General features: G+C 39.7%; 10 protein-coding genes and 2 pseudogenes. 7 read left to right on the plus strand and 5 right to left on the minus strand.

Annotated elements, in window-relative coordinates:
• Positions 1-103 precede the first annotated feature (103 nt).
• The 4 genes and pseudogenes from L647_RS0123280 to L647_RS0123290 all read right to left on the minus strand — a co-directional run bounded on the left by L647_RS0123280 (position 104) and on the right by L647_RS0123290 (position 1862).
• On the minus strand, positions 104-517 hold the full coding sequence (locus L647_RS0123280) for a biopolymer transporter ExbD (RefSeq protein ID WP_024613103.1): 414 nt from the start codon (positions 515-517) through the stop codon (positions 104-106).
• Positions 510-665, minus strand: coding sequence for a hypothetical protein (locus L647_RS1000000126695; protein ID WP_343223111.1), 156 nt, complete (start codon positions 663-665; stop codon positions 510-512). The genes L647_RS0123280 and L647_RS1000000126695 overlap by 8 nt, the downstream gene beginning before the upstream one ends.
• A 97-nt stretch (positions 666-762) precedes the next feature.
• Positions 763-1059 (minus strand): annotated as a pseudogene (locus L647_RS1000000126790) (MotA/TolQ/ExbB proton channel family protein); the annotation flags it as partial.
• Between the two features lie 14 nt (positions 1060-1073).
• The gene (locus L647_RS0123290) at positions 1074-1862 is read right to left on the minus strand and encodes an energy transducer TonB (RefSeq protein ID WP_024613104.1); all 789 of its coding nucleotides are present in this window, start codon (positions 1860-1862) and stop codon (positions 1074-1076) included.
• A gap of 67 nt (positions 1863-1929) precedes the next feature.
• Between L647_RS0123290 and L647_RS0123295 the strand changes: the two genes are divergently transcribed.
• The 6 genes from L647_RS0123295 (at position 1930) to L647_RS0123320 (ending at position 9562) form a co-directional block, all read left to right on the plus strand.
• Positions 1930-2844: an ABC transporter substrate-binding protein gene (locus L647_RS0123295; protein WP_024613105.1), complete on the plus strand. Its 915-nt coding sequence runs from the start codon at positions 1930-1932 to the stop codon at positions 2842-2844.
• Between the two features lie 5 nt (positions 2845-2849).
• Entirely contained in the window at positions 2850-3887 is a 1038-nt protein-coding gene (locus tag L647_RS0123300) for an iron ABC transporter permease (RefSeq protein ID WP_024613106.1), read from the plus strand.
• Positions 3887-4672 carry a heme ABC transporter ATP-binding protein gene (locus L647_RS0123305; protein ID WP_024613107.1) on the plus strand — a complete coding sequence of 262 codons (786 nt, stop codon included), beginning with the start codon at positions 3887-3889 and terminating at the stop codon, positions 4670-4672. Before L647_RS0123300 ends, L647_RS0123305 begins: the two co-directional genes overlap by 1 nt.
• Before the next feature lie 171 nt (positions 4673-4843).
• On the plus strand, positions 4844-6655 hold the full coding sequence (locus tag L647_RS0123310) for a glycoside hydrolase family 3 protein (protein WP_024613108.1): 1812 nt from the start codon (positions 4844-4846) through the stop codon (positions 6653-6655).
• Between the two features lies 1 nt (position 6656).
• The gene (locus L647_RS0123315; protein ID WP_024613109.1) at positions 6657-7391 is read left to right on the plus strand and encodes a 5-oxoprolinase subunit PxpA; all 735 of its coding nucleotides are present in this window, start codon (positions 6657-6659) and stop codon (positions 7389-7391) included.
• A 152-nt stretch (positions 7392-7543) separates the two neighbouring features.
• A complete protein-coding gene (locus L647_RS0123320; protein WP_024613110.1) occupies positions 7544-9562 on the plus strand; it encodes a S9 family peptidase in 2019 nt (672 codons plus the stop codon).
• 560 nt (positions 9563-10122) lie between these two features.
• Here L647_RS0123320 and L647_RS0123325 read toward each other — a convergent pair.
• On the minus strand, positions 10123-11673 hold the full coding sequence (locus tag L647_RS0123325) for an isocitrate lyase (protein WP_024613111.1): 1551 nt from the start codon (positions 11671-11673) through the stop codon (positions 10123-10125).
• Between the two features lie 241 nt (positions 11674-11914).
• Here L647_RS0123325 and L647_RS01000000124885 point away from each other — a divergent pair.
• Positions 11915-14103 (plus strand): annotated as a pseudogene (locus tag L647_RS01000000124885) (malate synthase G).
• Positions 14104-14132: the final 29 nt, after the last annotated feature.

Raw genomic sequence — 14132 nt, forward strand, 5'->3', positions numbered from 1 at the left:
ACCGCACTTGGTCAGTGTTTAGTTACATAACGCTTTAGCCGTAGCCCCTAGTAACCTAAAGCGGATGCACTATAACAAAATAACACTTAAATGATAATAATTATCACTCGCTTTTAACTAAAATATTTGCAATTTGATATTTTTCTGCTGAAAGTGCCGCTAACAATGCAACAAGATCTCCACTTGGTACTTGCTCATCAACCGCTAAATAAAGAGGAATGTCTTGCTTTACTACTTTTAACCCTGCTATGGCGCTACTTAGGGAGTCATATAATTGTTGTTCGAGTCCATATTGTGCTTTGCCATTATGTATACGTACACTTAGTACCTGTACATCAACCTGTTGCACCGGTGTGCTCGTGTTTTTGCCGGTGTCAGGCAACGTGACATCAAGCATATTTAATTTTACTGCTGCGGTGAGCAATAAAAACACCAATAAAATAAACAGTACATCTAATAAAGCAGTTAAATCGGGTAATAAAACTGTTTTTGAATTGGTTGTTGGTAGCTCAAGCATGAGGAAGTTCGTTAAATGTAAATTTATAATTTAAGTGATTAATAATTCGCGTAAATTCATTTTGCAGCCCATCAAGTAAACCGTTTAATAATCCACTGGCTAATAAACACGGAATAGCGATAACCAACCCGGCCATAGTTGAATACATAGCTTCCCACAATCCATCTGCTAATAATGCAGGAGNCGGCTTGATTTGTTTGTGCAATATTTTTAAACATCACCACTAACCCCCATACGGTTCCTAACAATCCCATTAATGGGCTTAAAGAGGCGAGTAAACTAAGCATATTTAATCGCTTACGCCAATTAACTACACAATCTTGCAAATATAATTGGCACCACAGTAAGCGCTGCTCACTGGGTTGTTGTTGCCTGCTTTTAAGTGCGCTTGCAAATTGGCTACTCCCTGCCTTGTGCTGTTGTAACTGCCACTTAGCAAATACAAGTACGTAACTGCGCTCTAGTACAATAGCCAATGCAATTATTGATAAACACAATAATGGCCAAGCCATTACGCCAATGGCATTAAATACAGATTCCATTTGAATACTCTTAATTATGCGTTTAACGAAAACTTAATTGGTACGCTAAACAATGCTTTTATTGGATGGTTGTTTTTTAACACTGGATAAAACTGCCATTGCGCTACATTATTGAGTGCAGCTTTATCAAGCTCAGCAAAACCGCTGCTTTTTAACAGTGTAAGCTTGGCAATTTCGCCATTTTTATTGAGCTCTATTTGCAGCATAGCAATACCTTCGTAACCTCTTTTTTTTGCGCGTAATGGGTAAGATAAAGCCGGTTTTGGCGCTTTAAATAAAGGTAATGTGGCTATTTTTACTAACTGACTCGTTGCAGAGTTTTGCTCACTTAATTTAGCCGCAGAGGACATTGGTGCAGGAGCTTTAACCGAGTCAGCTTTGGTATCTGGTGTTTTAGGTTCTGGCGGTTTTTCACTTTGTGCTGAGTTATTTACTACAAGCTCATTTTTAAGTACTACTTCCTGATTAACCATCGGCTTTAATTGCGGTTTTACTTTAGAAGGTTCTTTTTTAATAACAGGCTTAGTTACGGGTTTATCATCTGGCTTCACTACTTTACTTACGTGCTGCTTTTCTCCCGAAAATTCAGTGTTTAGCGTAGGTTTAACTGCTGATACAGGTTGTACACTTGCCTTTGGAGCTGGACTTTGGCTTATAACTGGTTGCGAATCAATCAAATTTATAGATACCCTATCGGCTTTTTGACCTTCTAAAAATGTAATAGGTGTATCCGTTTCGGTTTGTATAAATAAACCAATAAAGTGAATAAGTGCGGAGCAAAAAACAAAAATAATAAACTTCATAACTATTAAATATAAATGATAACTGTTAGTATTTGCATTAACTTATAGTACCAACATCGGATTTGTTATGAAACCCCTATTTGTATATTTAGTCGTCATAAGCTTGTTAACAACAGGTTTAGCAAAAGCTGCTGAGCCAAACCCACAAAGGATCGTTGTATCAGGGGGATCAATAACCGAAATAATCTATGCGCTTGACGAGCAAAGCAGAATTGTAGGGGTAGATAGCACAAGTGTATTTCCCGTCGCCGCAAAACAAAAACCACAAATAGGTTACGTACGAAAAATAAGTACCGAGGGTATACTTTCTTTAACTCCAGATCTTGTTTTAGGAGAAGCCGATACAGGCCCTAAAAAAGTAGTTACACAACTGCAAAGTACGGGCGTTAATATGGTTATTCTTTCAGACGAGGATAATTTTTTAGGTATCGAAAATAAAATAAACCATGTTGCAGAATTACTAAATGTACCTGCTAAAGGTCAAGCTTTAGCAAATAGTTTAAAAGCCGATAGAGACGCACTGCACTATGTTTTATCGCAATCAGATTATAAGCCTCGTGTATTATTTATTTTAAGTGTACCTAGCGGACAACCCATTGTTGCCGGTGCACATACTTCTGCAAATGAATTAATTAACGCCGCAGGCGGTATTAATATAGTCGCCAAGCAGTTAGATAACTGGAAGCCACTTTCAACCGAAGCGGCATTAGCATTTAATCCCGATGTTATTATTACTATGGGTCGCCATGGCGATGATCCGCTGACCAACATTACTAAGTTAGATCATTTTAAATTTTCTAATGCGGCTAAAAATGAGCAAGTTTATAGCTTTGATGGGAGCTACTTGCTAGGAATGGGACCACGTACCCCACAAGCAGTAGTAGAGCTTGCAAGCGTATTGCATCCAAAGGCTAAATTGCCTGCAGGTTATAAATTCAGGTTTGCTAAAACATCTGAAACTACGCCTGCGCTAAGTGAGTAAATAATATGTTGGCACTAGGTAGCACTGTACTAACTCAAAATAAACAGCGAAAAATGGCTATTCCGTGTTTATTTTTAGCCTGTGTTTTAATGTTTTTTATAGCACTTAGCAAAGGAGGCGTTAGCTTAAGTTTTAGCGAAATTATCGCTATTGTTAATAATCTTGAAAGCGACAGTTTAAAAAATGCAATTATTTGGCAAATCCGTTTACCTCGTATTATATTAGCAATGGTAGTAGGAGCTGGATTAGCTGCCTGTGGCGCGGCTANCCCATTAGCCGATCCTGGGTTAATTGGCGTATCGAGCGGCGCGGCACTCGGCGCAGTAGCAACCATTGTATTAGGCACCACTTTATTTGCTGACTTTAGTAATACACTTGGCGTTTACGCTGTACCTGTTGGTGCGTTTTTTGGATGCATTGCCGTATGCGCATTTATTTATAGATTAAGCGCTCACAGTGGGCAATTTACCATTATTAGCTTATTACTTGCAGGAATAGCCGTAAATGCAATTGTTGGATCATTTATTGGTGGGCTAACTTTAATTAGTAACGAGCAACAACTTCGCGATCTAACATTTTGGAGTATGGGATCACTTGCTGGTAATCATTTTGCAATGATGATCCCCTCGCTTTGTGCAATTATAATTAGCATTGCACTATTAATACGCCTCGCTAAACCACTTAACTTATATTTATTAGGCGAAATGCAGGCCAAGCATTTAGGCATAAACGTTACGCGCCTTAAAAAACAAGTTTTTATCTGCACAGCTTTGTGCACTGGAGCGGCTGTTTCAATAACGGGCATAATTGGGTTTGTTGGCTTTATTGTGCCGCACATAGTGAGATTAATATTAGGACCCGATCATCGGCACTTAATGCCAGCAAGTATTTTAGGCGGTGCATTACTGCTTAGCCTTGCCGATTTATTCGCGCGCACAGTAATGCTTCCAGCAGAACTCCCTATTGGTTTAATTACTAGCGCAATTGGCGGTCCATTCTTTTTACTTATGCTATTAAAAACCTACAAACAAAGGAGCCACTAATGTTGTGCGCTAACAATATATCAGCAAGCGTTGGCTCTAAATGCTTATTAAGTAATGTAGATTTTTATGTAAAACCAAAAGAAGTTGTCGTTATTATTGGGCCAAATGGCGCGGGTAAATCGTCATTATTAAAGGCACTATGCGGCGATATAAAATTAGCACAAGGTAGCATTACACTTAACGATCAACCGCTGCATACATATTCTGTAGAAAGCTTAGCTATGTGCCGCGCAGTGCTCACTCAAAGTTATGAACTCGACTTTCCTTTTACCGTGAATGAAGTTGTTGATATGGCACATTTTGCACATCAAACACAGTTTAGCCAACACGCTTTAAAAGCATTTTCAAACCAAACAATGCAAGCGCTGGGCATTACTCATTTAAAAAATCATACTTTTACGCAGTTATCTGGGGGAGAAAAGCAACGCGTGCAATTAGCCCGCGTACTTTGCCAAATTCAACCTTGTTTAAAAGCAAACAAACCAGCTTATTTATTAATAGACGAGCCAACATCAAGTTTAGATATTTTTCATCAGTACGATGTAATGGCTCAAGCTAAAAGTATTGCACTGCAAGGGGCTGGTGTTATAGCCGTTATACACGACCTGTCATTAGCGGCGAGTTTTGCAGATAGAATTTATATGATCAATAACGGAGTTATTGAAGCAGCAGGCTCACCAGAGGACGTACTAACAACAAAGCGCCTTAAACACGTTTATAATATTAATGCTAAGCTAAATACCAGCTCGCCAAATATGCTCCCCCACATACAAATAAGCTACTAATAAATACACACCTTAAGCACCTATTAAGCTTGTAAAAACACTTGGCGTATAGCTTTGCAGTTACACCAAAAAGTAGATAAGCTGCATACACTTATCTACTTTTTAGCCTTGGAGTGTGTTTTGCTAAATAAGTGTATTGTATCGTCTATCGTTTTTTTATCTGGGTGCTTAATGCCATTACAATCCTCGTTTGCTAAACCCGTGCTTTCTCTTGAACAACAACTTGGGCAAAAGCTAATACTCGACTTTCGCTACTTTTGCCAGCAAGGAGTAAGTAATAAATGCCGAACTCCAATGACCGAGTTACCTAATGAGCTTGCCGTCGCTATTGCAAAATACGATATTGGTGGGGTTATTTTATTTTCTGAAAACACCCAATCGATAGAACAAACCATTACGCTTAATAGCCAATTGCAAACAGCTGCAAGTAAGTCCAGTAGTAAGCTGCCGCTATTTATATCTATAGATCAAGAAGGCGGACGTGTAGCACGTTTACCCCGCGATGTTGCTACCTCATTTACCGGTAATATGTCGATTGGCGCAACATACAAAAAACACGGAACAAGCTTTGCGACAAAAACAGCAACTGTTATAGCTAAAGAGCTAAATTCGCTGGGTATCAATGTAAACTACGCACCCACGGTTGATGTAAACATGAACCCCGACAACCCTGTTATTAACGTACGTTCGTTTGGTGAAAACCCAGCATTAGTAAGTAAATTAGGCGCCGCACAGGTTGCAGGATTTGAGAACAACGGCGTTGTTACCTCGTTAAAGCACTTTCCAGGCCACGGCGATACAAACGTAGATAGCCATACAGGTTTGCCTAAAGTAAACCATGCAAAAGAGGTTATTTACGAGCAAGATTTAGCACCGTTTAAACATATTATCGCCAAGCAAAATCCAGGCATGATAATGACGGCGCATATTCAATATCCCGCGCTCGATAGCACAACGTTTGTAAGTGTTAATGGCAAAACTATGATAAAACCGGCAACAATGTCGCGCGCAATCATTACTGACATTTTACGTGGTGAGCTTAATTACCAAGGTGTTGTAGTAACCGATGCACTTGATATGGCTGGCATTAGTAACTTTTTCACACCAACTCAAGCGGTAATAAATACGTTTGCGGCTGGGGCTGACATTGCCCTAATGCCCTTTGAAATAAGAACACCGGATGATTTAAACAAGCTCGATGCCCTTATTAAAGAGCTTGTTGCAGCGGTTAAATCAAGCCAACTTGATGAGCAAGAAATAGCACAATCTGCACAGCGTATAATTACACTTAAAAATAAATTTAGATTAAGCACTAATTTTGACCCTATTACCGCGCTCATAAATGCTAAGCAAACAATTGGCAGTGCAGCACATCGTGAAATAGAAGCGCAGCTTGCTGTAGAGGCAATAACGCAAGTTAAAAATAATAACAGTACTTTGCCGCTCAATTTAAAAGCAGGAAGTAATGTTCATATTATTATGCCCGACACGCGTAAATGTATGGCAATGCAGCAAGCGATTGAAGCTATTAGCCAGCAAAAACTAAACTATACCTGTAGCAGCCTACAAGGGTTTAACCCTGAACTCGCAAAAGCACAAATACACGCTGCTGATGTCGTTATAGCCGGCAATGCAACGCCGAATCAAAGTGCAGTAGAAATTGGCGGTATGGATGATTTAAAAGACGATCCTAATTTTGCGCTTAATAATGCAGAGCAGCCAAAAGCACTTGAGTCATTATTAAAAGTGGCAAAAGAGGAAAACAAAAGCACTGTTTTTATAAGCCTAAGAGCCCCTTACGACATTGCTAAATTTGGCGATTATGCAAATGCTGTACTTGCATCGTATGCATATAATATTGATGTAGATAAAAATGATATTGTATCTGGTCCTGCTTTTACCGCACTTGCAAAAGTGTTACTAGGAGAAGCAACGGCTAACGGCGTATTACCTGTCACAATAAAACAGCAAGAGGCGCACTAATATGAAACTCAATTGTGATTTAGGCGAAAGCTTTGGCGCATGGAAAATGGGGCTAGACGATGACGTAATGCCACATATTGATATGGCTAATATTGCGTGTGGGTTCCATGCAGGTGACGCTGACGTAATGGCAAACACTCTTGTACTTGCCAAGCAGCATAACGTACAAATTGGCGCTCATCCAAGTTACCCAGATAAGCAAGGCTTTGGTAGGCGCTCAATGACACTTAGCGAAAAAGAGCTTACAAACTGCCTACATTATCAAATAGCCGCTATTGAAGGTATGGCAAAAGTGCAAGGTTTAACACTTAGCTATGTTAAACCGCACGGCGCACTTTATAACGACATGATGGCTGATGAGCAAATATTACAAACCGTTATAAATGCTATTGCCAGCTACCCAACAGATTTAAAACTAATGGTTTTAGCGACTAAAAATGCCAATAAGCATATTAAAATAGCTAAAAGCTCAGGAGTTGAGCTAATACTCGAGGCATTTGCCGACAGACAGTACACCGACGACGGGCATTTAGTTTCACGAAAAATTGAGGGCAGCGTTCATAACAAAGCGGCATTACTAGAGCAAGTTACTCAGCTTTTATCTGATGGTAGCGTGACAACGCAAACAGGAAACAAACTAACACTCAACGCACATAGCTTATGTGTACATGGCGACAACGCCGATGGCATAGCGCTTATAAAAGATATAAAAGCACTTTGTGAATCAGTAAATTAGGCTTTTATCACAATCCTTAATATAAGCTGTAAACCCCCTTTACAGCTTTAACTCATAGAGTTAAATAAGAGCTTCATCGCATCCTACTGTTAATTTAATAATCCCTAACATATAACTACTTAGCAAATTAAAAAATAACAACAGGGATAAAAATGAAAAAGCTTTTAACACTTAGCCTCGTTTTAGGTTGTAGCAATTTAGCCTACGCTGAAACAAATACTCTACAGCTGCAAGATGTGTTTAATTTAGAATATGCGAATCAGATAGATATAACCGAAGACGGTAAAACAGTTTACTTTGTGCGTAATCGTATGGATATAAAAACAGATCGCAAAGTAGGTAACATTTGGTCTGTTGATTACAAAACTAAACAAATGCAGCCGCTAACCTCTGGCGTACATATGGATTATTCGCCAGTACTCTCTCCTGATGGTCAACGCCTTGCGTTTATATCAACTCGCGATGGTAGCAGCCAAATATATATAAAATGGCTTAAAACAGGTGCCATGGCAAAAATTAGTAACTTAACCGCTAGCCCACGAGCGATTACATGGAGCCCTGATTCTAACCAATTAATATTTAGCATGTTTGTTCCAAGTGCTACTTCAGCACCAGTGAGCTTACCAGGCAAACCAAAAGGTGCCACATGGGCAGAGCCTGCTAAATTTATTGATGATGTTTACTACCGTTCAGATGGTGGCGGTTACACACAAAAGGGCTTTAGCCAATTATTTTCGATTGATGCTAATGGTGGTAATGCCACACAACTAACTAATGATGAATTTGATAACGCAGGCGATGTAAGTTTTAGCAACGATGGTAAATCGCTTTATTTTTCTGCAAACAGGCACAAAAACAACCTGCTAAAGCCTACAAACAGTGAAATCTATCAGCTCGAGTTAGCCACACAAAATATAACTAAAGTTACAGACCGAAACGGACCTGACGAACAACCTAAAGTATCTCCAGATGGTCGCTACTTAGCGTACACAGGTTACGATGATAAACGCACTAACTACGAAAACACTCAGCTTTATATTCGTGATTTAAAAACAGGCAACACAACAAGTTTAACGCCTAGTTTTGACCGTAGCGTAGGACAAATAAAATGGAGTGCAAACTCAAAAGGCGTGTACTTTAGCTACGCAGATAAAGGGCAAACCGCCCTTGCGTATCAACCACGCAGTGGTAAACGTAAAATAATAACGGAGCAAATTGGCAGTGTTGCATTTGGTCGCCCTTATTCTGGTGGCGACTTTGATGTGAGCGAAGATGGCGAAGTAGCCTTTACCCTTGCCGATACTCAGCGCCCTGCTGATATAGCAACTATTAAACGCGGTAAAGCACAGCGCTTAACTACACTTAATAAAGATGCACTAGGTAGTAAGCAACTCGCTAAAGTTGAAGAAATTTGGATTAAATCAAGCCATGATGAGCTACCTATTCAAGGTTGGATTGCCTACCCGCCAAAATTTGATAGCAGTAAAAAATACCCGCTAATACTAGAAATACATGGTGGTCCAGTAGCTAATTACGGTCCACACTTTAGCGCCGAAATTCAACTGTTTGCAGCCAAAGGAAATGTCGTTTTATACATGAATCCACGTGGCAGCGATTCATACGGTAAAGAATTTGCACAAACTATTCATCACAATTACCCAAGTAACGATTTTGATGACTTAATGACAGGCGTTGATGCGCTAATAGCGAAAGGTTTTATTGATGAGTCTAAATTATTTGTAACCGGAGGCTCTGGCGGCGGTGTATTAACAGCTTGGATTGTAGGTCATACCGATCGCTTTGCTGCAGCTGTAGTTGCTAAGCCTGTTATTAATTGGATCAGCTTTGTACTAACTGCCGATTTTTACCCGTTTTTTGCTGATTACTGGTTTCCAGGAAAACCATGGGATCACATTGAGCATTACATGAAGCGCTCACCTATTAGCTATGTTGGTAACGTTAAAACCCCTACTATGTTGCTCACTGGAGAATCTGACTACCGTACACCAATTTCAGAAACTGAGCAGTTTTATCAAGCATTAAAACTACAAGGTGTTGATACTGCAATGGTGCGTATTCCTAATGCATCGCATGGTATTACAACCCGCCCATCAAACTTAATGACCAAAGTTGCCTATATTCAATGGTGGTTTGATAAACACACTAAATAGTTAAAATTACATTTTTTACTCTTTAATTAAATAGTAAAAACAGAAAAGCCACTTTATTTTAAGTGGCTTTTTTATGGTCATAAAACTGTAAAGGGGGTTTACAGTTTTATCATATTAATTAATTTAAATAAGTATAACCTCAAATACAAGATTCAACATGTAGTTGAGTTGGTAAAATTTCGGTTTATAGCGTTTTAACAACTTTGAGTTGGTAAAAAATCGGTTTGAGCTACTGTTTATAGCCTCTCAGTTAGTAAAATGTTGTTTTGTGACGTAGCTAAGTTAGTAAAAAATCGGTTTATAAATTTAGTATTTTAACGCCATAAACTAAAAATCAGTAACTTATCGATATTTTTTAAGCTATTTAGCACTATTTTACTTCCTATATAAGCCGAAAACGGGGTTTACAGTAAGGTTAGTTAAACTCTGATCTAAAAATTGCCTACGTTAGTTAAATCGTGATCCAAAAAAAGTCATGTTAGTTAAAATCTGATCTCATAATGATTAAAGCAATAAAAAAGGGCCTAAAGGCCCTTGAGTAACACTATCTAGTTAGGAAGTTAAAATTGATTCATGGTGTTATCTTCACCACCGGCTTTTAGCGCGTTATCACCAGAAAAGTACTCTTTGTGCGTATCGCCCATATTAGATCCCGCTAAATCTTGGTGTTTAACCGATGCTTGTTCACGACGAATCTCTTGGCGCTGTACATCACGTACATAAGCTAGCATTCCCATATCGCCAAAGTAACCCTCTGATAAAATATCAGTGCTTAATGCTGCTGTATGATATGTAGGTAAGGTTATTAAGTGATGGAAAATACCGGCTTCACGTGCACCATCACGCTGGAAGTTTTGCACTAATAAATCGGCTGCTTGCGCAAGCTCTGTTGCATCCATTTCTGGTGCCATAAGCCCTTTATTATCAGTAATACTTGGGTAAGCGCTAAGATCACGACCTTCATCAGCCCATTCTTGGTAAACTTGCTCACGAAACTTAAGCGTCCAGTTAAACGAAGGTGAGTTGTTGTATACCAGTTTTGCATTTGGTACGTGCTCTTTAACCCGGTTTACCAGCTCTGCTATTTGTTTAACATGCGGTTTTTCTGTTTCAATCCACAGTAAATCGGCGCCCGACTGCAAGCTGGTAATACAATCTAGTACTACGCGGTCTTTTTCTGTGCCCTCGCGGAACTGAAATAAGCCGTTATCTAGGCGAGTTGGTTTACATAGCTGACCATTAATTTTCATTGCCGTGTCGCCTTCATTTAAATCATCAACACCGTTAATTGGCGTGGTTTCTAAAAATGCATTGTACTGGCTTGCTAAGTCACCTGGTGTTTGCGACACCGGTACTTTTTGAGTAAGGCTGGCACCTAATGAGTCAGTACGCGCCACAATAATACCGTTATCAATACCGAGTTCTAAAAAGGCGTAACGTACCGCGTTAATTTTTGCTAAAAAATCCTCATGCGGCACAGTAACTTTACCTGCTTGGTGACCACATTGTTTAGCGTCAGATACTTGGTTTTCTATTTGAATTGCACATGCACCGGCTTCAATCATTTTTTTAGCCAGTAAATAAGTTGCTTCTTCGTTACCAAAACCGGCATCAATATCAGCAATAATTGGCACAACATGGGTTTCAAAGTTATCTATTTTATCAATAACAGCTTTAACATCACCGCCACTTGCTTTTNGTGCATCGGCTTGCTTTAAAAATGTGTAAATTTCTTCAATTAGCGCAGGTACCGATGTTTTTTCGTGCATGCTTTGATCAGGTAGTGGACCAAATGCAGAGCGAAGCGCTGCAACCATCCAACCACTTAAGTATACATAGCTGCGTTTAGTTGTTTTTTGGTGGCGCTTAATAGCCATCATCATCTGCTGCGCAGTAAAACCGTGCCAACACCCTAAAGACTGCGTATACAGGCTTNCAGCCATATCTTCACGCATTACATCTGCTGTGTATTGCGCAATATCAATCCCAGTTCGAAAACGGTTTTGTAAACGCATACGGCTTGCGTATTCAGGGTTAATGGCTTTCCATGCGCTGCCTTGTGATTGGCAAAGAGTAGAAAGTGTGTCTGTTTCGCGTTGATATGTTGTCATAATAAAATCCTTCGAACGAGTGTGTAAATTATTTTAATGTTGTGAGAGTGGCTAGGAGTGTGTGCTCCGTTTCGCTTAATTCAACATTAGGCTCCTTTTCTAGATTTAGTAAATTTATAGTTGTTATTATGGCTATACATTTTGTGAATGGCTAAAAAGCACTCAACATTGCCTTTTTGAGTTATTGTTGCCTTAACGCACAAGCGCACAACAACACAGCGACCGTTTAAGGAAGGCAATTATGACCCACACTCTCACACACTCAGGTTTAAGCGTAGACACCCAACTCGCTGACTTTGTTAAAAACCAATTATTACCTGGCACCCATTTAAATGAGCAGCAGTTTTGGCAAAGCTTTGCCAGCATTGTGCAAACACTTACCCCTATAAACAATGAGCTCCTTGAAAAGCGCGAGTTACTACAACAACAAATAGATAACTATCATTTAGCGAATAAAACGTGGGATAGCGTTAAGTACCATACCTTTTTGCAAGATATTGGCTACATAGTAAAAGAGCCTGCCAACTTTGAGATTGAAACCCAAAATGTAGAGCCCGAAGTAGCACTTACAGCAGGCCCTCAGCTGGTTGTGCCTGTAAGCAACGCACGCTTTGCACTTAATGCCGCTAACGCGCGTTGGGGTTCGTTATACGATGCCTTATACGGTACCGATGTACTAAGCGAAGATGATGGTGCAGAAAAAGGCAATACCTACAATCCAGTGCGTGGCTTTAAAGTAATGGCTTACGCTCGCCAGTTTTTAGATAAAGCACTGCCACTTAAAAATGGGTCGCATATAGAAAGTACTAACTACTCAGTAGTTGATGGCGCACTATCAATCACTTTACGAGATAGCTCTCAAACTACATTAGCTAACCCATCGCAACTTATTGGTTATCAAGGTGAAGCGCAAAACCCTACTGTAGTACTACTAAAAAACAATGATTTACACATAGAGCTACACATTGATCATCACCATCTTATTGGTCAAGNGATAAAGCCGGTTTAAAAGATGTAGTACTAGAAGCTGCACTGACAACTATTATGGATTGTGAAGATTCGGTAGCAGCAGTCGACGCACAAGATAAAGTACAAGTTTATAAAAACTGGCTTGGTTTAATGCAAGGTAACTTAGTTGAATTGTTTAAAAAAGGTGATAAAACAATAGAGCGCACACTTCAAAATGACCGAATATACACCGCGCTCGATGGTGGAACGGTTACTTTAAAAGGTCGCAGTATGATGTTTGTAAGAAACGTTGGGCATTTAATGACTAACCCAGCGATTACCGACCTACACGGCAAACCGGTATTTGAAGGTATTATGGACGCCATGTTTACTGCAACTGCGGCATTGCATGACCTAAATAAAAAAACAGGTATAAAAAACTCAAGCGCGCAAAGTATTAATATAGTAAAACCCAAAATGCATGGTCCTGAAGAAGTTGCGTTTACTAACACTTTATTTAGCCATGTAGAAGAAGCGCTAAGCCTGCCTAAAAACACGCTTAAAATGGGCATTATGGATGAAGAACGCCGTACATCTGTAAACCTAAAAGCCTGTATTTATGCAGCAAAAGAGCGTGTTGTATTTATAAATACCGGATTTTTGGATAGAACAGGCGACGAAATTCATACCTCTATGCAAGCGGGCGTTGTGCTTCCAAAAGCACAAATTAAACAGCAACCATGGATACAAGCATATGAGGATCGTAATGTTGATATAGGTCTTGCCTGTGGCTTAAGCCATAAAGCACAAATAGGTAAAGGTATGTGGCCAATGCCAGATAAAATGGCATTAATGATGGATCAAAAATTAGCACATCCTAAATCGGGAGCTAATACAGCATGGGTGCCCTCCCCTACTGCGGCTACGCTTCATGCAATGCATTATCACGATGTAAATGTATTTACTGAGCAGCAAAGTATAGCTAAACGTACTATTGCTAGCCTTAATGACCTGCTTACACCGCCGTTAATAGCAGATGCTAAAACGCTTTCAAAAGAAGATATTCAAAGTGAGCTTGAAAACAACGCACAAGGCATTTTGGGTTATGTTGTTCGTTGGATTGATCAAGGCGTAGGCTGCTCAAAAGTACCTGACATTAATCATATTGGGCTAATGGAAGATAGAGCCACACTGCGAATTTCGAGCCAGCACATGGCTAATTGGCTGCTTCATGGCGTTTGCACTGAGGCGCAAATAAAATCAACAATGGCTAAAATGGCAAAAGTGGTGGATGGCCAAAACGAGTACGACAATGCCTATACTCCAATGGCAACAAACGAAAAAACACTTGCTAATAGCATTGCGTTTCAAGCAGCTACTGCACTGGTTTTAGAAGGCGTAACACAACCGAGTGGTTACACCGAGCCATTACTACATAGTTACCGTATAAAATATAAAGCACAAAAAACGAATACGCTTTAACTGCTTAACCAAGTAACTAAAGTTCAAAT

This window comes from Pseudoalteromonas sp. TB64, assembly GCF_000498095.1.
Classification (GTDB): Bacteria; Pseudomonadota; Gammaproteobacteria; order Enterobacterales; family Alteromonadaceae; genus Pseudoalteromonas.

Bases quoted from the DNA above. Each gene is read 5' to 3' on its own strand.
- L647_RS1000000126695 (WP_343223111.1), bottom strand. From the start codon at position 665: ATGTATTCAACTATGGCCGGGTTGGTTATCGCTATTCCGTGTTTATTA.
- L647_RS0123290 (WP_024613104.1), bottom strand. From the start codon at position 1,862: ATGAAGTTTATTATTTTTGTTTTTTGCTCCGCACTTATTCACTTTATT.
- L647_RS0123280 (WP_024613103.1), bottom strand. From the start codon at position 517: ATGCTTGAGCTACCAACAACCAATTCAAAAACAGTTTTATTACCCGAT.
- L647_RS0123310 (WP_024613108.1), top strand. From the start codon at position 4,844: ATGCCATTACAATCCTCGTTTGCTAAACCCGTGCTTTCTCTTGAACAA.
- L647_RS0123295 (WP_024613105.1), top strand. From the start codon at position 1,930: ATGAAACCCCTATTTGTATATTTAGTCGTCATAAGCTTGTTAACAACA.
- L647_RS0123320 (WP_024613110.1), top strand. From the start codon at position 7,544: ATGAAAAAGCTTTTAACACTTAGCCTCGTTTTAGGTTGTAGCAATTTA.
- L647_RS0123305 (WP_024613107.1), top strand. From the start codon at position 3,887: ATGTTGTGCGCTAACAATATATCAGCAAGCGTTGGCTCTAAATGCTTA.
- L647_RS0123315 (WP_024613109.1), top strand. From the start codon at position 6,657: ATGAAACTCAATTGTGATTTAGGCGAAAGCTTTGGCGCATGGAAAATG.